22 protein-coding genes and 1 other RNA gene are annotated in these 23,070 nt (G+C 69.6%); 9 read left to right on the top strand and 14 right to left on the bottom strand.

Annotated features, from left to right (window positions below):
- Positions 1–274 precede the first annotated feature (274 nt).
- Positions 275–691, top strand: a complete 417-nt coding sequence (locus BM076_RS38080) for a hypothetical protein (protein WP_093717202.1) — start codon at positions 275–277, stop codon at positions 689–691.
- Between the two features lie 42 nt (positions 692–733).
- On the opposite strand, the gene BM076_RS31695 is transcribed toward BM076_RS38080, so the two are convergent.
- From BM076_RS31695 to BM076_RS31640, 13 genes are all read right to left on the bottom strand, one after another.
- The gene (locus BM076_RS31695) at positions 734–1,057 is read right to left on the bottom strand and encodes a hypothetical protein (protein ID WP_143120691.1); all 324 of its coding nucleotides are present in this window, start codon (positions 1,055–1,057) and stop codon (positions 734–736) included.
- 383 nt (positions 1,058–1,440) lie between these two features.
- Positions 1,441–1,881: a helix-turn-helix domain-containing protein gene (locus BM076_RS31690; RefSeq protein ID WP_093717200.1), complete on the bottom strand. Its 441-nt coding sequence runs from the start codon at positions 1,879–1,881 to the stop codon at positions 1,441–1,443.
- A 62-nt stretch (positions 1,882–1,943) separates the two neighbouring features.
- A complete protein-coding gene (locus BM076_RS31685; protein WP_093717199.1) occupies positions 1,944–3,578 on the bottom strand; it encodes a class I SAM-dependent methyltransferase in 1,635 nt (544 codons plus the stop codon).
- A 239-nt stretch (positions 3,579–3,817) separates the two neighbouring features.
- Positions 3,818–4,564, bottom strand: coding sequence for a GP88 family protein (locus BM076_RS31680; RefSeq protein ID WP_093717198.1), 747 nt, complete (start codon positions 4,562–4,564; stop codon positions 3,818–3,820).
- A 280-nt stretch (positions 4,565–4,844) separates the two neighbouring features.
- Entirely contained in the window at positions 4,845–5,354 is a 510-nt protein-coding gene (locus tag BM076_RS31675) for a hypothetical protein (RefSeq protein ID WP_093717197.1), read from the bottom strand.
- 301 nt (positions 5,355–5,655) lie between these two features.
- The gene (locus tag BM076_RS31670; RefSeq protein WP_093717196.1) at positions 5,656–6,270 is read right to left on the bottom strand and encodes a hypothetical protein; all 615 of its coding nucleotides are present in this window, start codon (positions 6,268–6,270) and stop codon (positions 5,656–5,658) included.
- A gap of 9 nt (positions 6,271–6,279) precedes the next feature.
- The gene (locus BM076_RS31665) at positions 6,280–7,782 is read right to left on the bottom strand and encodes a DUF6884 domain-containing protein (RefSeq protein WP_093717195.1); all 1,503 of its coding nucleotides are present in this window, start codon (positions 7,780–7,782) and stop codon (positions 6,280–6,282) included.
- A 157-nt stretch (positions 7,783–7,939) separates the two neighbouring features.
- On the bottom strand, positions 7,940–9,202 hold the full coding sequence (locus BM076_RS31660; protein WP_143120690.1) for a hypothetical protein: 1,263 nt from the start codon (positions 9,200–9,202) through the stop codon (positions 7,940–7,942).
- Positions 9,203–9,297: 95 nt separating this feature from the next.
- Positions 9,298–9,363: hammerhead ribozyme type II (locus tag BM076_RS31655), an RNA gene on the bottom strand.
- 5 nt (positions 9,364–9,368) lie between these two features.
- The gene (locus tag BM076_RS31650; RefSeq protein ID WP_143120689.1) at positions 9,369–9,746 is read right to left on the bottom strand and encodes a hypothetical protein; all 378 of its coding nucleotides are present in this window, start codon (positions 9,744–9,746) and stop codon (positions 9,369–9,371) included.
- 434 nt (positions 9,747–10,180) lie between these two features.
- A complete protein-coding gene (locus BM076_RS36260) occupies positions 10,181–10,696 on the bottom strand; it encodes a hypothetical protein (protein WP_143120688.1) in 516 nt (171 codons plus the stop codon).
- Between the two features lie 259 nt (positions 10,697–10,955).
- Entirely contained in the window at positions 10,956–11,822 is an 867-nt protein-coding gene (locus tag BM076_RS31645) for a hypothetical protein (RefSeq protein WP_093717192.1), read from the bottom strand.
- 273 nt (positions 11,823–12,095) lie between these two features.
- A complete protein-coding gene (locus BM076_RS31640) occupies positions 12,096–12,311 on the bottom strand; it encodes a hypothetical protein (RefSeq protein ID WP_143120687.1) in 216 nt (71 codons plus the stop codon).
- Positions 12,312–12,660: 349 nt separating this feature from the next.
- Here BM076_RS31640 and BM076_RS31635 point away from each other — a divergent pair, with 349 nt between their 5' ends.
- Positions 12,661–14,460, top strand: a complete 1,800-nt coding sequence (locus tag BM076_RS31635; RefSeq protein WP_143120686.1) for a helix-turn-helix domain-containing protein — start codon at positions 12,661–12,663, stop codon at positions 14,458–14,460.
- 250 nt (positions 14,461–14,710) lie between these two features.
- Complete coding sequence (locus BM076_RS31625; RefSeq protein ID WP_143120685.1) at positions 14,711–15,934, top strand: PAS domain-containing protein; 1,224 nt, start codon at positions 14,711–14,713, stop codon at positions 15,932–15,934.
- 32 nt (positions 15,935–15,966) lie between these two features.
- On the opposite strand, the gene BM076_RS31620 is transcribed toward BM076_RS31625, so the two are convergent.
- Positions 15,967–16,650, bottom strand: coding sequence for a hypothetical protein (locus BM076_RS31620; RefSeq protein ID WP_093717187.1), 684 nt, complete (start codon positions 16,648–16,650; stop codon positions 15,967–15,969).
- A 372-nt stretch (positions 16,651–17,022) separates the two neighbouring features.
- Between BM076_RS31620 and BM076_RS31615 the strand changes: the two genes are divergently transcribed.
- The 6 genes from BM076_RS31615 to BM076_RS31590 all read left to right on the top strand — a co-directional run bounded on the left by BM076_RS31615 (position 17,023) and on the right by BM076_RS31590 (position 22,721).
- Positions 17,023–17,379 carry an SH3 domain-containing protein gene (locus BM076_RS31615; RefSeq protein ID WP_143120684.1) on the top strand — a complete coding sequence of 119 codons (357 nt, stop codon included), beginning with the start codon at positions 17,023–17,025 and terminating at the stop codon, positions 17,377–17,379.
- 200 nt (positions 17,380–17,579) lie between these two features.
- Positions 17,580–18,866 carry an MFS transporter gene (locus BM076_RS31610; RefSeq protein ID WP_093717185.1) on the top strand — a complete coding sequence of 429 codons (1,287 nt, stop codon included), beginning with the start codon at positions 17,580–17,582 and terminating at the stop codon, positions 18,864–18,866.
- Between the two features lie 36 nt (positions 18,867–18,902).
- A complete protein-coding gene (gene egtD / locus BM076_RS31605; RefSeq protein ID WP_093717184.1) occupies positions 18,903–19,877 on the top strand; it encodes an L-histidine N(alpha)-methyltransferase in 975 nt (324 codons plus the stop codon).
- Positions 19,878–19,979: 102 nt separating this feature from the next.
- Positions 19,980–21,077, top strand: coding sequence for a GNAT family N-acetyltransferase (locus tag BM076_RS31600; protein WP_177246702.1), 1,098 nt, complete (start codon positions 19,980–19,982; stop codon positions 21,075–21,077).
- A gap of 265 nt (positions 21,078–21,342) precedes the next feature.
- Positions 21,343–21,777 (top strand): XF1762 family protein, encoded by a 435-nt coding sequence (locus BM076_RS31595; RefSeq protein WP_245796574.1) that lies wholly within the window; start codon positions 21,343–21,345, stop codon positions 21,775–21,777.
- Positions 21,774–22,721 (top strand): adenine nucleotide alpha hydrolase family protein, encoded by a 948-nt coding sequence (locus BM076_RS31590; protein WP_245796573.1) that lies wholly within the window; start codon positions 21,774–21,776, stop codon positions 22,719–22,721. Before BM076_RS31595 ends, BM076_RS31590 begins: the two co-directional genes overlap by 4 nt.
- Positions 22,722–23,070: the final 349 nt, after the last annotated feature.

The raw sequence follows: 23,070 nt of genomic DNA, 5'->3' as shown, positions 1-23,070 counted from the left end.
CGAGCCGGTGACAACGAGCCGCGACGCGGCCCGCATCTTCACGCTCCGCGTAGCGACTACGGTTTTCCACGGGCCCGCTCTCCCGAGCGGGCCCGTGGAAAACCGCGCCTTCCGAGTTATCCACAGGCATGATCAATTTCGAAGTGACTGCCTCTGACTGCCTCTGACTGCCTCTGACTGCCTCAAGCCACGAATTCACCGCGCACCGCATCCGGTCCCGCCGCGCATCGGCCACAATGGCCGCAACGAAGGTCGACCAGGGAGGCGATTCGGATTGTCAGAACAACGGGCACAACGACGATCGGCGCGGGAGATCGACGCGCGCCGAAGGGCCCGCGAGCGGACGGCGAGGGTCCGGGCGGCCGAGCAGAAACTGGAGGACCTGGCGACGGAGTTCTTCCTGGCGGCGGGTGAGGCCGACGACGTTCAGGAGCGCGCGGAGACGCGTCTACGCGAGCACGCCGAGAGAGTGGCTGCGGAGACGCGGGCAACGACGGAGCCGCTGCGGGCCCGTCAGGCTGCGGCGGTGGGAGAGATGCTGAAGCTGACGCGGATTGGCGCCGTCTGTGAGCGGCTCGGCCAGCCGCGGGATGTCATCGCGCAGTTCAGGGACGCCGGGCTGCGTGGCGAACGGCAGGCGAGTGCCCCCGGGAGCGGCCAAGCAGCCGCGGCCCCGGACGCCGATTCGTGATCACGGGGGCCGGGGCCGCAGCTCCGGCTGGGCAGACGGCGGTCAGCCCTGGGGAGCGGGCGAGAGCCACGACTCCGGGGTGCGCGGTGCCTCGGCAGCGACCGCGGGCATCGTGCCTGGGGCCGGCGGTGCGCCGACGATGGGGTGCGTTCCGGACGCGACAAGTCCGAAGGGCTGGCAGCGGATTCGCGTTCCGGCAGGAAGCTTGATGGTCCACGCGCTCTGATCGCTGAAAAGGCGCCATTGCTGAACACCGTCGACAAGGCTGCGCTCGTACCGGCTGAGCCGGAAGCCGACGAGCGTTCCGTCCTTGTCGACCTCCATGGCCATGCCGATATGCTGCGGGCCCAGATCTTCGATCGCCATCTCCACAAGCGTCGGTCCTGGCACGGCTGCCCCCTGTCATCGTGTGTCCCACCGGGCGATTCATTCGACAGTACCGTGCACCTTCGGTTAGGGACCGGACGGCTGCCTGTCGCACGCCCAAGCGGCACACCTACCGCAGGCAATCTTGTGCTCGGAGTTGAAGACTGCCGAGCGCGGCGGGCCATGGATTCCGGGCTGCGCAAACGGCAAAGGCCGTCCGTAACGCGTGGCGAGCCGAGCGTCTCCTCCCGGCCGGCGGGACGGACTGCCGGGCCGCGGGCCGGGCACAGATGTCGTCTCGGCTCACCCCCGCGGGTGCGGGGGTGAGCCGAGACGCGGTTTCCCGGAGGACTTGACCGACGGTCCGTCCCGCCTGGGCGAGGTCAATCGGTCAGGAAGCGATGCTTGCGGAGCAGCTCTTCCAAGGCGGCGGGTTCGACGTCGAGGTCGGAGGCGAGCCCTTCGACCTGGCCCCGGAGGAGTCGGGGGGTGGTGCTGCGCAGGCGGGTTGCGTCGTCTCTGCTGCGGTTGACGCCGAGCCGAGTCAAGTGGCGGTGCACGGTCGCCGGGTGCACCCCGTATCGCTCGCCCAGCACGATCGTGGAGTCGCCGTCGATCGTGTGCTCGTGTGCGACCTGGTACCAGTCGATGGTGCTGGTGTCGATCGTGGGCCGTCCTCCTCCGCCGCGGCGGGTCGGTACGCCGAGAGCCTTGAGGTGGCGGGAGACCGTACGGTCGTTGACGCCGAGCCGGGCGGCGACCTGAACCAGGGTCAGGCCCTGCTGGTAGAGGCGTTTCGTCTCAGGGTTGGGGATGAAGGTCATGACTGGGGCACTCCGGGGGGGCGGGGCCGGGGCGGTGACCGCCCCGGCCCGAGACGGACGTGTCAGGCGGTCTGGAGCAGCGCTGTGGCTTCGACCTCGAACAGACCGAGTTGCTGGTTCGGCAGCGGCATTTCAGTCGGCTCGGCGGCACACGGCAGGGGCGCGCGCTTACGGCGGTCCAAGCGGTAGATCCTCGCCTGGTGCACGACGGCCGGGAGGTACCAGTCCCCGCCGTCGACCGACGCGGACACGGCTGCGCCGATGAATACGGAGACCATGTCAGCGATCATCTGGGTGAGGTTCCGAATACCGGTGGCGCCTTTCCGGGTCGGGATGTACGTCCACGGGTAGTCGCGGCGCATGCCCACCAGCACGCCGAGGTCGGGCAGGCTCAGCCGCATCGTGCCCTGGCCCTGAGGGACGTCAGCCGGACGGAGCCTCACGCCGTACCACGTGGCGGTGACGCACTGGCCGACCGCGTCCAGCGGGAAGCTGCCGCCACCGCGGACCCGCCCGGTCTTCGGGTCGACGGTGCGCTTGCCGCGGGTATCGGCCCACCAGCTCTCTGGCAGCCCGAGGGCTTCTGCGACGCTGACGACCGGCAGGGCCGGGCGGCCCTGGTAGAAGTCGAGCCGCTGGGTCAGCTCCGGCGCAAAGTCGGGGAGCTGACCCGTCTTCCTGAGGAAGGGCGCCCACATCTCCCGGGCCGGGGCCTCGCCGTCCTTCTGGACGGCGTAGCGCGGCCACTCATAGCGGGTGGCGACCATCCACGCCCGCTCGCGGTGGGTGGCCGCGCCGAAATCGGCGGCGTCGGCGACCTGGAAGCTGCACCAGGCCCACCCGAATCCGTCGGGCGAGGTGATCTCGCTCTGGAGCGCCTCGGCCAGACCGGGGCTCTGACGCAGCAGATTCGCCGACTGCTCCATCGTGATGCTGATCAGCGGGGCACCGATCTGGACCAGGCACATGGGCCAGATCAGCATCTCGACCATCAGCGCGGTGCGGTCGTCGCTGACTAGCTCGGCTGCCTCCTGGCGGAACTGGTCGGGCGTGACGCACGGCGGGAGCACGCCGCCCTCGCACAGGTCCTCGTCCCAGCCTTCCGGGTCGGTCATGCACCCGCCGTGGTAGTCGTGAGGGCCGCCGTACAGGGAGCACAGGTCGTCCACCGGCAGGAATCCGAAAGCCTCGGTCGCCTGCCACATCAGGGACTGGAGAAGCGCGACCTCGTCGGTGTCCCACCCGGACCGCAGGCCCGCGCCGGAGAAGGTGCCGCACGGCGGGGAGCCGTGCACACGGTGCGTCCAACGCAGCACCGGCTGACGGGGGTCCAGGGTGCGGACATCGGCCTCGACCACCCAGTGCCCGGCCGCCCGCGCGGTGGCGGCCGCGTGCGGGTTGACCTCGATCAGCACCCAGTCGCCGCCCCGGTCGACCAGGCTCCGCCCCGCCGCCATGCCGCCGGGGCCGCCGAACAGTTCGATCCCCCGGTACGGCTCCCCGGGCCGCCAGTCCTTCGCCCAGTGGGGCGGGTACGGGGCCGCGAAAGCGGTGCAGGCAGCGCAGTCCGCGCACGCCGCGCCCGCGCCGCAGACCGGGCAGTCCGCGCACGTCCACCCGTCCCAGTCGTAGACCGCCGGCCGGAAGCCTGCCGTGTACGGGCGCTGCTCCGCGTCGAGCGCTTGTTCATCGTTCATCGCATCGTCCTCGGGCTGTTGAGGTTTCGGCGGCATCGGTCGGGATTCCGGCCCCGCCCGATGTTAATATGTCTAATTCAATCATCAAAATGTCGTCGCGAAAAGCCTCTTATCTGCATCTTTCGGTATTTCTCGCTCGCAGTTGGCGGCGGCGAATGCGCCCGCTGGCCGCGCGGTCTCCGCGTGCGATGGCACGGGACCGCGCGGCCGGGTTAGTCGCCTCGGGCCTCGAAGTCTGGTCAGGCGGAGTCGGCGCTGCGCCGTGCGCGCTGCCGTGCACGCACCAGTCGAGCTGCGTGCTGTCGGTCCTGTTCGGCTTGGAGTTGGCGGAAGGAGTGAGGGCCTTGTTGCTTGAGCAGGTGGGGGATGTTGTTCGCGGCCATTCCTACACGTGGCGGTCCGGTGACGGCCAGGAGGTCGGAGGCGGCCTGGTCGAAGTAGCCTGCCGCGTCTATCGCCTGCCGGTTGTGGAAGACGTCGGCGGCCCGGTCGCCCGGCTCTATCCTGTGGTCGTCGCGTCCCCCGAAGCTGAAGACGATGTCCAGATTGGGCGGCAGACTTCCTGGAGGCAGGTCTTTGAACAGTGCAACTTCTTTGGTGTAGGCGTACAGGTGTACCTGCGGCGCGCTGCGGGCGATCCTCAGCCACGCCAGCGCGTATTCGCGGGAGTAGAAGTCGCCGGCGTCGTGTAGCCTCACGTGGCCGTTGTGGTATCGCGGGTGCTGGAGTTCAGCGCGCATGCACTGCTCGAACAGGGGAAGGTCAAAAGTGAGTTCGAGATTGCGAAGGTGCGCTGCGCGGACGTTGCTGAATCGGTAGGTACCGGTGCGGGCATAGCAGAGGCGTGCGCATACTCCTGCGCTCGGACAGACGTTGATATTGCCTCTGCCCGGGATGCTCACCACCCAGGCGGGCAGTGACCAGACCCATATGCGATCACGGCTGAGGTCCTTGTTGTTCTGCCGGAGCAGCCATTTCTTGGGCACGGCAGATCACTCCTTGCTGAGGATTTCGGTGAGTGTGGAATGGGCAAGGATTCCGGCCTCGCCCATCCGCTGAAAAATGCGGGCGCCTTCCGGCCGCCGCAGTGCCGTGAATGGGGAATCGCTGGCACCGGCGGCGACCTGTGAGGGGCGGTGCTGGCGCTGAAAATGCGTCAGCCTTTGGGGCCGCCCGGATCCCGACCGTCTTCGCCCAGGAGTCTCCGGCGCGATTGGGAGAGAGTCCGAGTTCCGTGGTCCCGTCAGGCGTTCGGAGGACGCTGGTTCAGCACCGATGTGCCTGCTCGACACGCAAGTCGTTGCTGCCGCGCAAGTCGCTTATGCCGAGGCCGCTGCGGTCGCGATCGAGCGTGATCCGCGGTTCTGTGTCGGGGTTGTTCCAGTCCCGCTCGCTGTCTGCCCATTCCTTGAACGTCGGCAGGCTGTGAAGGATTTCGTCTGCTTCGTCAACGCTGGTCGCGGTGACAATCCAGAGCCACGGTGCGGCGCCTTCGGCCGTCCCACGGTAGACGAGGGTGTGAGGAAGGCCGGGAGCGGGAGTACCGAATGCACAGCGGAGCGTCGCCATCGTCGCAACAAGATGCGCGTTGCCTTCCTCAGCATGCCGGGCATTTACCTCCTCCCATCGGGCGCGAGATGACTCGATGACTCCCTCCTCGTCCACGTAAGGGTGGACCTCGTCGAGGTGTCGGGTGGTGATTTCGTCGAAGCTGGTGATTGCGGCATGAATGAGGGAAATGGCGTCGAGGTGCTGACCGGGACCGGTGATGTCCATGAGAGTTGAAGTCCTTTGCTGAGAGTTCCGGTGTAGGCCGAGGCCGTCCCGGGGACATCCGCCCCCGGAATGACTGGCTGAGGTGTCGGTGGTTCGGGCGGGCGGGGATTCCGGCCCCCGCCCTCCCGTAGGCGGACGGCGGTTCTACGGGCCGACTTCTGCGCGTATGGCACCCTCGACGGCAAGGGCCGATGCGATGGCGGCGGCCGCGATGACATGTCTAATTCAATCATCAAAATGTGCACGGGTCAACGCGCTCCCGCGACAAACGTGCAGTTCAGGCAGGTGCCTGTCGGCGCGGCTACTGGCTCCGGAGGCGCTTGCGGGCTTCGGTGACGATGGGCCGCCAGGTGACGGGGGACTGGCCGTACTCGGCGGCCAGTTCGCGGGCGACCACGCCCGCCGGACGGTCCGGTGCGGCGGTCATCGCCTCGACGGCGCGCTGGATTCGCGCCTCCGGTCCCGGACCTGCCGTGCGTCCGGCCACACCGGCGCGCGAGGCGTTATCGGCGTACTCCCACAACTGCCGCCTGGTCCGGAACTCGATCACCCCGCGCCCGTTGCGTTCGGTGCGGAGCGGGGGCGGCCAGCCCGGCGGCGGGTTTCTGCGGTACTGCGCGATGGCGCTGCGTTCGAGGCCGAGCACCCGGGCCTGCTCGACCGGCGGCAGTTCCTCGTCCGGGTTCCCGCTGCGGTCCACCGGTCGAATACTCTCGCGCCGCGCGCGCTGATACCCCGCGCTCCACTCCAGCCAGTTCTCCAGATCCCAGCGCATGACGCCGTCCACCGTGACCTGCGGGGGGTGGCCGTTGCTTTCCCGGTCGCGCCACAGCTTGGCCAGGGTCGCCCGGCTGTAACCGCTGGCCTCCATCAGCTCCGGCCTGCTGGCGTACGGGCGGCCGTCGATCTTTTCCACGAGATGCTCCTACTCGGCTGAGGCGTCACTACGATGATGCCGTCCGGTTTGGTTCGTTGAGGGCCACGGTGGCTGGACACATGGCCCGGCGGCGATTCCGAACCACCAGCCGCCGCCGGGCCGCCCGCCGAGGTCAGGCGTCGATGTCGGTCCGGGTGTCTCTGCGGAAGGCGTCGGTGACTGTGACACGGGAATAGTGGTCGGCTCCGTGAAGGGCGGACCCGCCCAGGTGTCCGCCGGGCCGGAACTCGGCTGACGGCCGCAGGGCCACCGCTGAGTCTGCGGAGCGGCATCGAAGACACCGCCGCCCTCGACACAGAAAACCGAGCCGGAGTGCTCGCGCAGTGAGGCCAGGCGGGCGAGCTGCCGTCCGATGCCCATGTGCGCCAGGGGGGCGCGGGCCTCCGGCCAGACGCGCGCGGCGCGCGCGGTGTAGGCGCTGGGGGTGAGGAGGATGACATCGTCGGCGTCGGCCAGCCCCAGAGCTGCGGCCTGCGCGAGCAGTTCGACGGCGGTCACCGATCCCGGCTGGTTCCACCGGTGCTCGTAGGGCTCGATCTCGCGCGTCAGCGAAAGGAAGCCGTGCAGTGCACTCAGGACCAGGACTGTTCCGCCGCCGGCGGTCAGGGCGTCTGCGGCACGGCGGGCCTGCCCGTGAAGCCTGCCGGTGTAGATCTCCCCAGCCGTCGCGCGGCGGTCGAGCTTCGCGCCCGAGCAGGGGATGACGACCACCGTCGTGCCGGACGACCGCAGGTGGCCGGAGTCCGGAATCGGCAGGGCGAGTTGTTCGAAGCCCGCGGTGTCGTGGCTGGCGGTGCGGTGGTCCAGGGCGCCGTAGCCGGTGGCGGGGATCGCGTGGGCCAATAGCTGCTGGACCTCGGCCGGGTCGTACGCGTCGGCGACATCGACCCATCCGTACGACGCGTAACCACCGGCGATCGCCTCGACCTGGTCCCACGGGGGAAGTTCGGTCCGCGCCGCAACGCAAGAATCTGTGTACGGGCCCGCGAGAACGCGGGCCGCGACGTCGAACGCTGCGGCCCGGAACTCCCTGGCCCGCGTGTGCAGCTCGACCGCGCCCAGCGCGGTGACCAGGGCTGCCTCACAGGAATGCCGGGACCATCTGCCGAATGCCCGTGCGGCCTCCGACGCCAGAACCTCGACGTAGTCCAGAATCCGCGGCATAGCCGCCACACACCTGGCGACCGGCGCCGGGTCGCCCTCGACGACGACCTGTACGGCGGACCACCGCGTCGACGGCAGCCGCTGCGCGCGCACGCCGAACCGGGGCGCGAGCACGCAGGCCGCCTCCGCCCGCGCAAGGCTCCGCGCCGCCTCGCCCTGGACGGGAAAGCTCAGCCGAGAAACGGCTTGGCCGTCGTCGAGCAGCAGCGGCGAGGCGACCATGTGCGAGCGGCAGCGGTCCACCCGATGGGCCTGCTGCACCGGCCCGCCAGCGACATCGCGCAGCGGGCGGCGGCGCGGACGGGTGGTGTCTTCGTCGATCGTCACAACTGTTCCTCAAATCCGGGGCGCGGAGCTGGAATGGGCGGGCGCTGGAACGGACCGGCGGGAGCAAGTCTGGGGCTCGCGTGTTCGGGCTGTGGCCAGGGTCCGGCCGAACGGCCGGACCCTGGCCACGCCTACTCGGCCTGCGGGTCGTTAGGCGTCACGGAGTAGGGCGCCGGAACGCCGCCACCGATCCGCCGGCGAACAGGATGCTGATCGTGGCTGGCGTCCACTCGAAGGAGACGGTGTCGTCTTCGGTCGTGTAGTAGGTCAGCAACTGCCGGATGACGGTGAGGGGGCGGAGTCCGCTGCTGGCGAGCGTGCCGTCCGGGTAGTGAAACTCATAGAAGAGTTCCTCCAGCGGGCCCGCGAGTGCGGCGAGCGACATCGCGTTGGCGAGCATGTGCGCCGCCATCTGGTCGGAGGTCGTTCCCAGGGCGGCCGTGCCCACGCTGTCCCGGACCGCCCACCGCCCGGGAGGGGTGGTCGCAACGACCTCGTACCGCAGACCTGCGCGCGGGACCTGGTCCTCGGGACGGGGCCGCTCGGTGTCGAGAAGCCGGTGCATGTGCACGGCGAGTCGGCGCAGCTCCGTGCCCGCGACAAGCAGGTTCTCCAGGAGCGCGGCGTCGAGGCTGTGTTCGTGGTGGATGGTGGAGACCCCCTCGACGGTCGCGCTCAGCGTGAGGTCTCGCGCGGATCCCGTGTGGATGGCGATGACACTCCCGTCGGCGTGCCGGAGCCACGAGTCTCCGTAGGGCTGGCTGCCGCATGTCCAGCCGGGTCCCAGAGCCTTGGCAGCGACCGCGGCGGCATCGGAGGGCTGGTAGTCGGTGAGGTGCTCTGCGCTCACCTTGATGCTCAGCGCGGTGCCGGGGGTGACGGCGGTTCCCATCTCCGCTGCGACATCCCTCAACTCGTCGGTGAAAGGGCTGAGTTCTGCGTCCATGAAGCCGATCGAGCCGTTGGCGTAGTGCAGCGTGATGGTGCCCGCGTCCCACGCGCCGGGGCCGTCGCTCGGCGGCCCCGCAGATACCAGCACCTCCGAGAGCGGGCTTCCGTCGCCGGTGTGGCAGTCCCGTACGAGAGCAGCGTGGTACGCCGCGGTACTTGCCCAGGCAAGGGTGCACGGGATCTCAGCCGCGCGCTGCGCCACGACGAGGTTCAGGAGATCGACCGCCGCGTCGAGCCCGCCCTTCGCCACGGTCAGTGCCCGGCGGACCTTGGCCTCCGGCCGGGACGGCAGGGGCGTGATCCCCTGCTCGGACAGAAGGTCGCCGACGGCGGCAACCAGGGTGTCGATGTCGGGGTTGCTGAGGTCCGCCTTCTGCTCGCCGTCGGTCCACAGCTGAATGGTGAACTTCTGGGTCGTCGGGTCGAACAGGGTGACGACCTGGCTGGTGTCATTGAGATCCACTGTCATTCCGTATTCCACGTGATTTCCCGTCTCTCCTGTGTGGTGGATTCGGGGCTTGCCCTGCCCCGCGGCGGACTGCGATTGGCGGGTCCGATCGAGATGCGTGGCAGCCATCGTCAGGCCCCGGGCGCCACCCCGGGACGACCCCTCGTGGAGGGGTTTCGGCCGCATCTCAGACTCGGCGGATCACGAATTCGGTGAACGACTGCGGCAATCCGAGGTGGAGATCCAGGTGCCCGCCGGCGGGAATCTGGGTCGCGCTCTTCTCCACCCATTCGCGGCAGGCTTCCAGTCCCAGCTCTTCGCACTCTTCGGACGGACCGTCCTCGGGGCACTCGTGGGGTTCGTTCCAGAACGCGTGTGCGGAGTCGAATTCTTCCATTCCCGAGTACCGGGCGCCCGGCCCGGCCTCCCGCAGAATGTCGATGGCGTGGACGGATATCTGCGATTCGTCGTATGTGGAATATGCCTTGTGGGACACGCAGCGGTAGGGGTGGATAGCGCTCTTGCTTTTCGTCTTCTTGTATTCTCGAACTGCCACCAGATACACGGCGCCTCGATTCCACCGACAGTCGGTCGGCGGGTGGTGGATCCTCGGGGTCTTGCCCTGACCCCTTCCGACATATGTAAATCTATCGATCCTGGTGGGGTGGTGTCAACGGACATGTGGCCCTGGCCTCGGGTTTCTGCCAAACGTGGCGTTGGTCCGCCCCGCCGGTCCGCAGACGGCAGCGGTGCCTGGCGAGTGCTGAGCGTGGCCGGAGAGGATGCCCCGGCCCCTTCCCGGCAAAAGAGATGGTGGGGGGCCGCTGGGCGGAGTGCAGGGGAGGGTGGCGGGTATTTTCGCAGCGACGGAGGAGCGGAGAAAAAACCCGCTGGCCGACCTTGCGCGGAGGCCACCGCGGCCCCCCATAATCGATGGCCGGGAAGGGAAACCCCCAGAGTCGGAGAACGGACTCGCAGGTCATTTCCGGCGGGGATCTCCTAGGATTCCGCTGCGGCGCCGCGCTTTGCGTAGCCGGGGCGTGAAGAGTCGTACCAGTGGAACCAGTCGCTGACCGCTTGTGCGTCGCGTCTATTGTCTGGGCCAGCCGGTGGAAAAGGATTTACGGCGTGGTCGGCGTACGATCGTCCGAGATTGCTGATCGCTCCCGGTGTGACACCCCGCATCCGCGCGATATCCGTCCACCTCCACCGTTCGCCCGCTGTGTAGCTGAGCCGTTGGACCTCGGCCGCCAGGCGCGGGCCCGGTTGGCGGCCGAGGTCCTCGTCCTCCGGAAAGAGCTTGGCGCGCGTCCATGTGGCGGCGGTGTCCCGGTCGATGAGCTGTACGCGTCGCGGGCCGGTACGGGTTTTTTCCGCCGGGATGGGATCGGCTGCCAGCCATTTCACCACGGCGCTCCGTGACGCCCCGGCGAGATATTCCACCTGTCTCCTGGTCAGCCATGGGTCGGTCAACTCTGCAAGGCGCTGCTCGAACTGTGCGCGCGTCGTGGTCATGATGCCTCCAGCCGTTCCCCGTAGACTCCCGTTTACCACAGTGATGTACGGCCTTCCGGCCGGCCTTCGCCCGTGGTGGATCAGGGGCCGGCGGTTTGCCCGAGTCGGCAGGCTCCGGCCGTGCCGGCACGAACCTTTGGTTCGTACCGTCGGCCCCGCCCACGCGTGCGGCCGGGCGCACCTTGCGGTTGCGCCCGGCCGCACGCGTCGACGAGGAGCGCCCGGCCCGCCTTCTCGTGGGCCCGGCAATTTTCTGGAGCTACCTGACGAGAGCGTGGTGCGCGGCGATCTCGGCCAGCAGCAGGTGGTTCATGCGGTTCACCGATGCGGTCGGCAGCGTCACGGTGGTGGCGTCGCTGCCGTCGGGCGCGGCGATCGTGATGACCGCCGTGCCGTCGCTGGAGGCCGAGGCGAAGACGGGGGGCAGGGCCGCGAGTTCCTCGAACAGCCAGCCGAGCGTGTCGTGCCCACTCTCGCCGGGGATGGCGGCGTGAAGCGGGCTTGTGCCGTCGTAGCGCACCATGAGTTCCCGGACGTACCGCGCGAGGCTGGCTGCGAGCCGGTTCACGTCGGCGCCCCCGGTCCTCGGCCGCTCGACGTCCGGGCCGTCGGGAACGGAGTCGTACACGACCGTGACGGAAGTGTCGTCCACGAAATGCTCAGTCCGCCAGCCGGTGACCTGGTCCAATCGCGGGGGCAGGGCATCGGGCGACCCGACCAGGAGAAACCCGTCCGCGTGGAGCGGGACCTTGATGTAGTAGCCGCCGCCCTGAGCGGGGCAGAGCTGTCCGGTCAGGCCGTGCCGGTGGAGCGCATCCAGGACAGGCCGGTACTGCGGCCCGTACTCACTGGTCGAGTACGCATGGCGCAAGACGAACTGCACGAGCATGTCGATGTCGCCCGCCGCAGGCCACGGCAGGTGACCGGACTTCCCGGTGGCGGCGCCGATGTCGGTGCGCTGCTGCCAGAAAAGCCGGGGCGACTTGACGCTGCGGCCGGGGGAGAGGACGAGCTGCTCGCGGCTGCACGGCAGGCTGACGAACAACTGGTCGGCGAACACGTGCGCGTCGAGTCCGTTGGAGCGCACGCGGGCGCCGACATCGGCGAGGTTGACGGTAACGGCCATCGGTTGGTCTCCCTTGACGTGGTGGATCTGCGGGGCCTTGCCCTGACCCCGGAATGACATATGTAAATCTATCGATTCAGAGTGCGGTGGGTCAACATGATTCGTCATCGGGACATCAGGTTCCGCGGGTGCCGCCGGCGTGCGGCGACTCCCTCGTACGGGGGCGTGCGGGGAAAACGGATCGACTGCCGGGCGACCGCCGGGCGTCCACGTGCCGAGACCGCCTCGGCCCGTCCTGGGCCGCGACCGGGCGGGGCCCGGCACACAGAGGCGTCAGTCTCGTGCCCGCTGTTCCGGCCGGTAGCGGCCGAGTTCCAGTGCCCGCGCCACCAGGTCCGGGTCGAGTGCGGGCAGGAGGCGGCACGCGGCGTCGAGGAGTGGGTCCGCGTCGTCGTCCCGCGCCGCCGTCGGCGGCGCGGGAGCCTGCGGGACGTCTCCGTCCGCTGCGCGTGTCTGCGCCGACTGCTCGCTTCCCGTCCGCCCCGTCATCATCTCTCCTTGTTCCGGCCGAAGATGATGCGGCGCTTCGCGGCGCCGCGACCGGATCTTGTGTCCGGATCTGACGTTATGGGCGGCGTATCACCCGTCCAAGGGCACTGACGCTGAGGCAGGACCGATACGTGGGGCACGAACGCGGATATTCGGCCAATGTGCGCGTGTGACAGAGCACACCTCATCGCTTGTGCCCCGTCGCACGCGGTCGGAGTCGCATACGGTTCAAACAGATGAGGTCCCGGTCGGCCGCTGAGCGGCTCCCGTGACTGAGGGTGGCGCCCCGGAGTGGCGGTCAGGGGCGTAAACCGGCCAGATGCGGGCTGCCAGGAGGTTCCAGGGGGACGTGCTCGATCTCAGCGGGTTGGTGGCCGCGTGGCCCGAACGGCTCAGGCTCCTCCGTCCGGAGGGCGGCAGCCGGGCAGTGGTCGGCGTCTGGCCGGCCAACGGAATTCCGGCCCGCCGTGAGGGGTGGCGGGACATGCTCGCCGTGGTCGAGCCGGTGAATCCTGGGCAGGCCGTGTCGCTCGTCGATGCGGTGGCAACGGCGGGTGCTGCGGGGATCGTGACGGACGAGCGCGCGCCGACCGCTCTTCTTGCTGCCGCCAGGGCACGCCGCTTGCCGGTCGTTGTGGCCCGCGAGCTGTCGGTGGCATTCCTGGCGGGCGCAGTGGCCGAACTGAGATTCGCCGAGCAGGCGGCAGCTGCAGAACGCAGCACCCTCCTGCTGCGCTTTTCGCAGGAGCTGACCGGTGCGGAGTCGGCGGCGCCGCTCCTGCAGTGGCTGGCGTCTGAGATCGGCGGGCAGGCGATCCTGGTGATGCCGTATCAGACTCCGTCCGGACCGGTGGGGCAGGAGGAGGTGCCCGGCAGCCGCCTGGAGGCGGTCGCGGAGGGATCGGCGTTCACCGACGCGTACGACACGGTGGACGACTGGTCGGTGCGTCTGTACGGGCTCGCGCCTGAGCCCCCGAGGAGCGTCCTGGTCGTAGCGCGACGAGGAGGCTGGCCGTCCCCGGTGAGCGAGGCCGTCTCGCAGACCGAAAGACTGCTGACGAGCTGGCTCGGCCGCCGGTCGAGCGCCGAGGCAGAACGCGCACCGGTCCGGTCCAGCATCGTTCAGATGCTTCTGGACGGGCAGATTGCTCCCGCGCGGCGGGCCGCGGCCGCCCTTCACCTGGGCGCCGCCCTTTTCAACGGCGCACGTGCCCAGGTGCTGGTCGTCAGCGTGCGGTCTCCGCGGCGCAAGGTGCTGGCCGCGGCGCTCCATCAGCGTCTGGGCGCCGACGCGCTGGTGGTTCCCAGTCCCGACGACGAGCGGCACATTGTGGTCGTCGCCGACGACGCCGAACGGCCACGGGCCGCCGTGCGGGGCATTCTCGCCAGCCACCCCGGTATCTACGTGGGTGCGAGCCGGTCCGCCGCGGTCGGTGATGGCCTGGCGGAGGCGTACGAGCAGGCTCAGCAGGCCGTCACCATGGCCACCGACCTCCCCGACCGGTGGGCGGCGTACGACCCGGCCGCGAACCTCGCCTCCGCGCTGCCGAGTGCGCCGGCGCACCAGTGGTCCGGGGCTCTGCTGAGGCCGCTGGCGGAGTGGGAGCCCGGCCGGCGCGGGACATGGTTGGAAACCACGCGAGTGGCTCTGGCCGTGGGCATCGTAGCGGCGGCACGGAAGTTGGGGGCCGACCGCACCACGATCCGGTCCCGGGCCGAGGCCACCGCCGGCGCCGTCGGGCTCGACTGGAGCAGCCAGGCGGACCGAATCCGCCTCGACATCGCCCTGCGCGTGGACCGGCTCCGGCTGCGGGCACCGGTGAGTTCGGTGCCGACCACCCTTGCTGATCTCCTCGCGACCGACGAGGCCCGCATCTGGGCCCACGGTCTGTTCGGCCGACTTGGCGAGGACCTTCATGAGTTCGCCGTGGCCTGGCTCACCGCAGGCCAATCAACTCATCGCACCGCCGAAGATCTCCATCTGCATCCGAAAACCGTACGAAAGCGGCTCCGGGAGATCGAGGCCGCACTCAAGCGCCCGCTTATCCAGCGGTCGGGCTCCAGCGACGGCACCAACCAGGTGAACGCTGTGCACGATCTCTTTCTCGCCGCAACCGTCACCGGCGAACTGGACGGGCCTCTGCTGTGACGCGTCCGGACGGCGGCGGAAGTAGCTCCCGCGGTGGGCGGGCGTTAAGTAACTCCTTGCCTACGGCGGCAACGCCATGAAGAATCACGTCGGGGCAAGGTTGTTACGGTGGTGCCCCCTCCGGCAGGCGGCCCCGGTCGATGCGGCGTGTTCGGTCGCTTTTCTCGCTGATTGACATACTGACGATGTATATGACCAATGCCCTTTGTGATGCGCACGCGCCCTCGGCCGGGCGGTGGAGGCGAGAGCAGTGACCAGTTCCGGACACCGCGACGACGGCGCTGCCCTGCGTCCTGAAGACGCGCTGCGTCTGCGCTGGCTGACCGCGCCCGAGGACGCCGATGGGGCGGAGGTTCTCAGGCGCGCGCTCCAGCAGGCGGTTGCGGCGCTCGGTGGGCTCGGCGGCCTGGCGCATCTGTCGGGAGAGGAAGCGGACAGCCTCTATCTCGCGGCGGTTCACGGTGTTCCGGCGGAGATTGCTCGCCGCTGGGAGACAGTGGACAAGACCTCCGATCTCGCGCCGTCGGCCGCCGCCGACCGCCGCAACATCGTCTGGTCCACCTCGTGGCCCGGGGACGACAGTGGTGAGGAGGCTGCGGGGCTGGGCGTTCTGTCGGTGCCACTGGTCGCGGACGGTATTTCGATCGGCGCACTGTCCGTGCTGACCTGCACACCGCCGGAACCGGAGCGGCGGGAATTCCTGCTGCGGCTCGGCGGCGTCGTCGGAGACCGGCTTCCGACGGCGCGCCGCTGGATCAGCGGTACGACGCCGTGGTGGCAGGAGCCGCTCCGCCCGCGGATGATGCGGGAGATGAGGGTCGGGGCGTGGTCGTGGGATCTGGCCAGCGGTCTGCTCGACTACGACCACGTCATCGAGGACCTGGTGGCGATGACCGACCTCGATGCCGACCGCTGGGACCGGCACATCGCCACGTGGATGGAGCAGATCCACCCCGACGACCGGCCAGGGGTCGACCGGGCGATCGAGAGGTCGTTCACCGACGGCACCCCGTACGCCGTCGAATACCGCGTCGTGAACTCCGGCGGCAGAATCGGCTGGGTCGAACTCAGGGCGAATTTCGAGACGAACACGTCAGGGGAAAAAGTGCGCATGGTGGGGACGGCGATGGATGTCACCGCGCGCCGGTCCCGTGAATCGTGGCTGGTAAGTCTGCTGGAACTGCACCCCGACCCCCACTACGTCGTCGACGCCTCGAACCGCGTCGCCTGGGCGAACCGGGCGGCGTCCGCGGCGGCCGAGGCCGCCGGGATCAGTCTCATCGGCAGGCCCGTGCCCGATACCATGGCCGGCCTGATGAACCGGGCGCGCGCGACGTCCGGCACCGCGGTGACCATGATGGTGGACATCCCGCAGCTCACACAGGGCGGGAGCGGTGCGCGTGAGGTGCGGGCTGTCGAGGTCGAGGGCTACGTCGCCGCCCAGGTCGCCGACGTCGCGCCCGGCGGCAGCTGAGCTGCGACCGCACGCCCCGGCCCCAGCCGCAGTTACGCGGTCGACCCGTGCTCGACGCTCAGGAACTGACGACAGACGGCGAGAACCGCGTCCCGGCTTGCCGGGGACAGATCCGCCAGGACCGTGATGACCTCCTGGACTTCGGGGTCGGCGAGCGCGTCGAGGATCCCCGGACGCGCGAGCGCCATTGCGAGCGGCTGACGCTGCCCGGCCGCTGCCTCGGACACTACGGCAAGGATCGCGCGGGCATCGGCGTCGGCCAGCACGTCGAGGACCACGGGATCGGCGACGAGGCCGGCGACGGCTTCCAGGCGCTGGCCGTCCAAAGCGGCCAGGCGTACGGTCAGGCCGTCCAGTTGCGTGTCTCCGGCGTCAGCGAGCCGGATCTCACCGCGCTTGAGCGCGCCCAGCAGGCGCAGATCCTGTGTCAGCCGCGTGTAGTCGCCGTTGTCGCCGACGAGATAGCCCACGGGCACCTTGAAAACTACGGCGAGCGCCTGGACCGTGCTGATCTTCGGGTCCGGCTGAGCCCCGCTGGCGATGTTGTGCAGGTGCGCGCCGGTCACCTTCAGGCCGGTCCGGTCCTCGATCTCCCGCGCCAGCTTCTCGTAGCTCAGGGGCGGCTCGCCCCTGGGAGTGATCAGGTCGCGCAGCTGGGACACCCGGCCCGCCAGGGTCGTCGGAGCCTTCTCGGTGACCGCCGTCTCGTCGAACATCGCCGCTCAGCTCCCCTCAGTGGCACCCACAGACGTCCACGTTCATTGACATCCGATCCGCGCACCTGATGGTGCCCGTCCCGGCCTGGATCGGCAAGGCGACCACTGACACAGATCTTCACAGATGTTAATGCCGGACATGGCAGATGTCGCAAAAGCGACAACATGGCGGGCGGAAGCGATGCACTTCCATCAATAATTCTTGATGATTTTCTTCGCAAACCCCTTATTCCGGATATCGGGCGTCGCGGGTCATGGCGGCGGAAGGCTACGGTGACCAACCTGTCGTCAATGTTTGTTGATGACCGGTAGGTGGCGGCGCGCTCCGGCGGCCGTGGCCGTATCCGGCGTGGCCGGAAGAAGGGGAGAGCAATGGTCGCACTATCCAGACGTACGGGGGGCGTGCTTGCCACGGTGTGCGTGGTCGGCGCAGCACTGGGCCTGGCACAGCCGGCCCAGGCGTACGACACCGGCACGATGAAGGTCTCGTGCTCGGCGGTGAACATCCGCAGCGGCCCGAGCCAGGGCAACGTGATCGTCGGGGTGGGCTACCGCGGCGACACGGTGCGGGTCACGCAGTTCGTCTACAAGGTCTCCGAGCGCCGCTGGTACAGCCACGGGACGGTGACGCGCAGGTCCGACGGCCGCAAGGTTTCCGGCTACGGCATCTACGACTGCATCAACCCCTACAACGCCAGCCCGCCGCCCGCGTACCCCAAGCGCCCCTGATCCTGCCCGGGCCGGTGTCCGTCACCGGCTTCTTAGTCTCCCGGCCCCGGGCAGTCCGTGCCCCGGGCGTGCCGGGAGGACCGGTGCAGCCGCCCCCGCCGCACCCCTCGGCGGCTGCACCGGTACGCCGGGCGTTGACGCGACGCGCACCGGCTCCCTTCTCTCCCGGCCTTGTTCACCGTGTCTAGGAGCCCGCTGCCGTGACCGCTGCTGTCCCGCCCGCCGTATCCGCCGATCCGCCGCTCGGGCACTCCAGCCGGTGGCCGCCGCCGGTCCGGGCTCTCATCTGGGGCACGCTCATCGCGCGCGCCGCCGGATTCGCTTATCCCTTCTTGGCCTACCGGCTTGCCGGGATCGGGCATTCACCCGCGACGGCAGGGCTCGTTCTGGCTGCTTTCGGAGTCGGCTGGTTCGGCGGACAGGTCGTTGCGGGGTGGGCCACCGACCAGTACGGCTACCGCGCCACCCTGCTGGGCGCGTCGCTGGCGGGCGCAGGCGCGATGCCGCTGCTGGCGCTCGGCACCGGCCCGGCCTGGCTGCTGACGGTCGCCACGATCGCCGGCGCCGCCTACGACGCGCCCCGCCCTGCGGTGTCCGCGGCACTGACCGACCTGGTGGACAACCCGCAGATGCGCGCCCGCGTCAGCGGCTGGCGCCTGGCGGCCATCAACGTCGGAGCCGCGGCCACCGGAGGCATCGGCGGGCTGCTGGCCGACCGCGTCGGCTACCTCGCGCTGTGCACGGCCAACGCCGCAAGCTTCATTGTCTTCGCGGCCGTGGCCGTACCCCGACTCGCTCCGCGCAGCACTCGACGGGGCGCGGGAGTCTCAGCAGCCGAGGCCGGACGGGCCGCGCTGCGCGACCGCAGGCTCTGGCTGCTGTGCGCGAGCAGCCTGATGGCGATGACCTGCGCGGTGGGACTGATGTCCGCACTGCCGATGATGATGGCGCACTCGGGCCTGTCCAGCGCGGCGTACGGGTGGACACAGGTCGTCGACGGGGTGATGGTGCTGGCGCTCAGCCCAGTGCTGACGCCGGTGCTGTCCCGGCTGGCCGGGCGTCCCGGCCCGCTGCTGCGTGCACAGGCCATCAGCTCGCTGGTGCTGGGAGCCGGCATGGGCAGCGCTGGCCTCGCCCAATCCACCGTCGGCTTCTCGCTGGCGGTGACCGCCGGAGTTCCCGGCGAGATCGCCCTGTACATCGTGGCGACCGAAATCGTCACCGTCATCGCTCCGCCCTTCGCGATCGGGACCTACCACGGGGCGTTCGGGGCCGTCTTCGCCGGCGCGGTGGTTCTCGCACCGCTGCTGGCGGGCTGGTCGATGGCTGTCGGCGGCAACGCGCTGGCCGGCGCCGCGGTGGTTGCCTGCGGCGCGGCCGGGGCCCTCTTGTGCATCCCGCTGCGCGCCGCGTTGATGACCGCACCGTCCGCCCGCGCCGCGCCCGCCGAACACCCTCAGCCGGTGTCCGTACCAGCCGCCGACTGAGCCGAGACGTCCCGCCCCCTCGCGAAAGGAACCTCCATGCCCAGCCGCTTCAGCCTCGACAACCGGCTGCCCGCCGACTACGTCACCAACGCGCTGCGCGCCGACGCCACCGCAGGTTTTCGTGCGGCACCGTACGAGATGCCATCGAAGTGGCTGTACGACAAGAGAGGGTCCGACCTCTTCGAGCTGATCACCCGGCTGCCGGAGTATTACCCGACGCTGGCCGAGCGCGAGATCATCTCCCGCCGTTCCTCGGAGATCGCCTCGTACTCGCGGGCCGCGACCCTGGTGGAACTGGGCTCGGGGTACTCCCGCAAGACCAGGCTGCTCCTGGACGCCCTCACCGCCCGCGGCAGCCTGCTGCGCTACGCGCCGCTGGACATCAGCAGTTCCGCGCTGGCCGAGGCCGGCGCCGCGATCCGCGCGGACTACCCCGAGATCACCGTCAGCGCCACCGTCGCCGACTACGAATCCGGCCTGGACCTCGACGCCGTGCCCGGACCCCGTCTCCTGGCGTTCCTCGGCAGCACCCTCGGCAACTACGACGCCGGCCAGCGCCGCGCGTTCTACCGCACGCTGTCCTTCGCGCTCGGGCCCGACGACGTGCTGCTGCTCGGGGTCGACCTGGTCAAGGATCCCACCGTGCTGGTCCGCGCGTACGACGACGCGAAGGGTGTCACGGCCCAGTTCAACAAGAACCTCCTGTACGTGCTGAACCGGGAGCTGGGCGCCGACTTCGACCCCGACGGGTTCGACCACGTCGCGCACTGGAACCCGGCGGACGAGCGGATCGAGATGCGGCTGCGGGCCCGTACCCGGCAAGCGGTCGAGATCCCGGGCATCGGCCTGACCGCTCAGTTCGCCGCCGGACAGGACCTGCGCACCGAAATCTCCTGCAAGTTCCGGCCCGAGCTACTCGCCGACGAACTGGCCGAGTCCGGGTTCGCCGTCAGCCACTGGTGGACCGACCAGGACGAACGCTGCGCCCTGCTCATGGCATCGCCCAACTGACCCGCCCGGCCTGCGCCTTACGCGCGGCAGCCAGCCGAACCGGCTGCGATGCGCCCCGGCGCGCCTCCTGCCGGTATCCGCACCCTTGACGAGGAATCCTCCATGACCCACTTCCCGGGCTTGTACCCGACAGGTCCCGCATCCGCTCCGCCGTCCACCGCGACCGAACCGACCCCCTTCCACACCGCGCAGTGGACCTCGGCGTGGGGGCAGGTGACCACCGAACTCTTCACCGACCGGCACGTGATGCGCTGGCCGGTCGACGGCGCCGTGTCCCACCTGCCGTACTACCGCACCGTGCACAGCCCGCTGTGGACGGCGATGGAGGGCGACGCCGAACTGCCCGGACCCGTGTGGCGCGGCAGGCCCGTGACGTACGCCCGGAGCCTGTACGGGGAATACGGCGGACTGCCCGCGGCGCCCCCCGGCGTCCTCGCGCACGCCCTCGACCGCGGCCTGGACCTGGCTCGCACCTGGGACACCCCCGCACTGGTCGTACCCAACCTAACCACCAACGAGGCCGCCCGCTGGACCGCGGTACGACGTGCCGATGCTGTCGTCGTCCCGTACTGGGCACACCGCATCGACCTGCCCGACGGCGGCGGCATCGACGCCTTCGTCGTCGCGGACCAGACCCGCCGCCGGTCGCGACGGGACCTGCGCCGCCAGTGGCGGCGCGGCCACGAGGCCGGCCTACGCGCCGAGGTACTCCACGGACGCGACATGCTCCCCGTCCTGCCCGACATCGTCCGCCACGCGCGCGAGACCAGCCAGCGCCACGGCCCCGCCCTGTATGGCATGGACATGCTCCAACCGGTCGCCGACGTGCCGGGTGCCCTGGCCATCGTCGCCCAGCACCCGACTGGCCTGGCTGGGGCGTTCGTATGCTTCCGCCGCGGCGACACTCTCTACCTGTGGACGGCGGCCGTCGATCAGGCCCGCAAACGGGCCCTGTCCACATACGCGTGGCTGATGTACACCTCCCTCGCGCACGCCTGCGACACCGGGGCCAGCGTTGTCGACGCCGGACGGGGCAACTACCGGTACAAAGCCCAACTGGGCTTGCAAGCACGTCCGTTGGCGTCACTGGTCTACCTCACCCGCCCGGACCGGCCGCTGATCGAGCGGCTGGAACAGATGCACCAGGGCCTGGACAGCCACGCCCACCGCGCCTGGGCCCGCACCGCCAGGGCAGCCTGACATGCCGGACGCACCACAGTACCGACGGAGCCTTGCCCCGGAGCGCCTGTCGCCTGAGAAGCCGTGCGCCGCGCCGCAACGCCACTCGGACTGCGGGCAGTCGATGCTCCCACTGTTCGAGCCCGCAGCGGGCGGCGAGCGCAGCACGGTTCCGGCACGGAAGTCCACCGCACCGCCGGCAGCGGTCCCGTCCCTCGCGGCTGTCGACGCGCCATCCGACCAGACGGTCACCCCGACTCCGGCGCAGCATGAACGACTGCACGTGGTGCCCGTACGGTTCCGGGCCGCCTGCGACTTCGTGGAGCAGTGGCACCGGCACCACCAGCCGCCAGCCGGTCACGTCTTCTCGGTCGGCGCGGCCGACGAGAAAGGAGTGCTCCTCGGCGTTGCGATCGTCGGCCGTCCCGTCGCCCGCCACCTCGACAACGGCTCGACGCTGGAAGTGACCCGGACCTGCACCGACGGGACTCCCAACGCCAACTCGCTGCTGTACGCCGCGGCATGGCGTGCGGCAAAGGCGCTGGGCTACCGACGGCTGATCACGTACACCCAGCACGGGGAAAGCGGTGTGAGCCTGCGGGGTGCTGGATGGAGTGTCATCGCGGAGCGCCCCGCCCGGCCGGGCTGGCACCGACCGGCCCGGCCTCGGGTCGACCGGGGGAACGGGCACATCGCCCGGACCTTGTGGGAGGCGTCGTGAATATCGGCGAACCCGCACATTTGAACCTACGGAATATCCCCTCTGTTCCGTGGCCAGCCAGCCACGGGACGGCCTCGCGCGGTGTCGCTGAAATGGGGGCGGCGAATGTTTCGCCGTCCGTGGCAGGTGAGGACTGCGGCATCCGCGCCATCTCGTTCGGCGGAGGCCAGCAGTCCACCGCACTCCTCGTCCTGGCCGCACAGGGGCGGATCAACTTCCGCACATTCCTGTTCGCCAACGTCGGCGACGACTCCGAGTCGCCAGCCACGCTGCGGTACGTCGAGGAATACTCCAAGCCGTTTGCCTTCGACCACGGCCTGGAGTTGACAGAACTGCGGCGCATCATGCGCTTGACCGGCTTGGAGCGGACGCTGCTTCAGCGGCTGGAGATGCCAGAGTCCCGGTCGATCGAAATACCGGTGCGCATGGGCAATGGGGCGCCGGGTAATCGCGCGTGCACCGACCAATGGAAGATCCGCGTCGTCGCTCGCGAGACCGCGCGGCGGGGCGCCACCCAGGAGCACCCGGCACTCATCGGCATGGGCATCAGCCTGGATGAGATCCACCGCGCGAAGGACACCAATCCGATCCCCCATCAGCGCAAGGCGTACCCGCTACTCGACCTGGGGCTGCGACGTACAGACTGCCAGCGGATCATCCTCGACGCTGGCTTGCCCCTGCCGCCGAAGAGTGCCTGCTGGTTCTGTCCGATGAAGCGGGCTGAGGATTGGCAGAACCTACGCCGTGAGAAGCCCGCCCTGTTCGCGCGGGCGTGCGCCCTGGAGTCAACGCTGAACGACCGGCGTGACGCGCTCGGGCTGGACCACATTTACCTGACCCGTTATGCCCGCCCGCTCGCGGAGGCCATCCCCGACGGCGTGGATCTGCTGCCGATTTTCGACGAGGCCGACGGTTCCTGTGACTCCGGCTGGTGCATGACGTGATGACCCGTAGAGCAGCGGCGCCTGCCGCCATCAACTTCCACCATCTCCCCCGCGGCTACGGAGAAAGGATGACCGATCCGCATTCCGCGCTGCGCAATTCTCCGGGTTCTGTCGGTATTCCGCGCGATCAGAACGTGCGAAAGGCCCTCTCCGCCACGGTCGTGCCAGCGGTGAGCGGCTGTCCCAGAACGCACCTACCTTTCGTCGGCCTTGCCCTGCCAGTAGGCGAGGTTGCGGCTGATTGTGAGGGTGTCGGGGTGGTCGGGGCCCAGGACGCGCAGATAGTCGGTGAGCAGGTCGGCGGTCGCCTCGGCGGCGGCGGCTGGATCGCCCGCCTCACCCCGCCAGC

Source organism: Actinacidiphila alni (assembly GCF_900112845.1).
GTDB classification, from domain to species: domain Bacteria; phylum Actinomycetota; class Actinomycetes; order Streptomycetales; family Streptomycetaceae; genus Actinacidiphila; species Actinacidiphila alni.
Note: the sequence above shows the minus strand (reverse complement) of the source record. Positions and strands in the feature narration are given on the sequence as shown.

Excerpts from the sequence above, each read along its gene's own strand:
- BM076_RS31695 (WP_143120691.1), bottom strand. The coding sequence starts at position 1,057 with ATGGCGATCGAAGATCTGGGCCCGCAGCATATCGGCATGGCCATGGAG.
- BM076_RS31615 (WP_143120684.1), top strand. The coding sequence starts at position 17,023 with ATGGTCGCACTATCCAGACGTACGGGGGGCGTGCTTGCCACGGTGTGC.
- BM076_RS31675 (WP_093717197.1), bottom strand. The coding sequence starts at position 5,354 with ATGGACATCACCGGTCCCGGTCAGCACCTCGACGCCATTTCCCTCATT.
- BM076_RS31690 (WP_093717200.1), bottom strand. The coding sequence starts at position 1,881 with ATGACCTTCATCCCCAACCCTGAGACGAAACGCCTCTACCAGCAGGGC.
- BM076_RS31660 (WP_143120690.1), bottom strand. The coding sequence starts at position 9,202 with ATGACAGTGGATCTCAATGACACCAGCCAGGTCGTCACCCTGTTCGAC.
- BM076_RS36260 (WP_143120688.1), bottom strand. The coding sequence starts at position 10,696 with ATGACCACGACGCGCGCACAGTTCGAGCAGCGCCTTGCAGAGTTGACC.
- BM076_RS31640 (WP_143120687.1), bottom strand. The coding sequence starts at position 12,311 with ATGACGGGGCGGACGGGAAGCGAGCAGTCGGCGCAGACACGCGCAGCG.
- BM076_RS31620 (WP_093717187.1), bottom strand. The coding sequence starts at position 16,650 with ATGTTCGACGAGACGGCGGTCACCGAGAAGGCTCCGACGACCCTGGCG.
- egtD (WP_093717184.1), top strand. The coding sequence starts at position 18,903 with ATGCCCAGCCGCTTCAGCCTCGACAACCGGCTGCCCGCCGACTACGTC.
- BM076_RS31685 (WP_093717199.1), bottom strand. The coding sequence starts at position 3,578 with ATGAACGATGAACAAGCGCTCGACGCGGAGCAGCGCCCGTACACGGCA.
- BM076_RS31645 (WP_093717192.1), bottom strand. The coding sequence starts at position 11,822 with ATGGCCGTTACCGTCAACCTCGCCGATGTCGGCGCCCGCGTGCGCTCC.
- BM076_RS31600 (WP_177246702.1), top strand. The coding sequence starts at position 19,980 with ATGACCCACTTCCCGGGCTTGTACCCGACAGGTCCCGCATCCGCTCCG.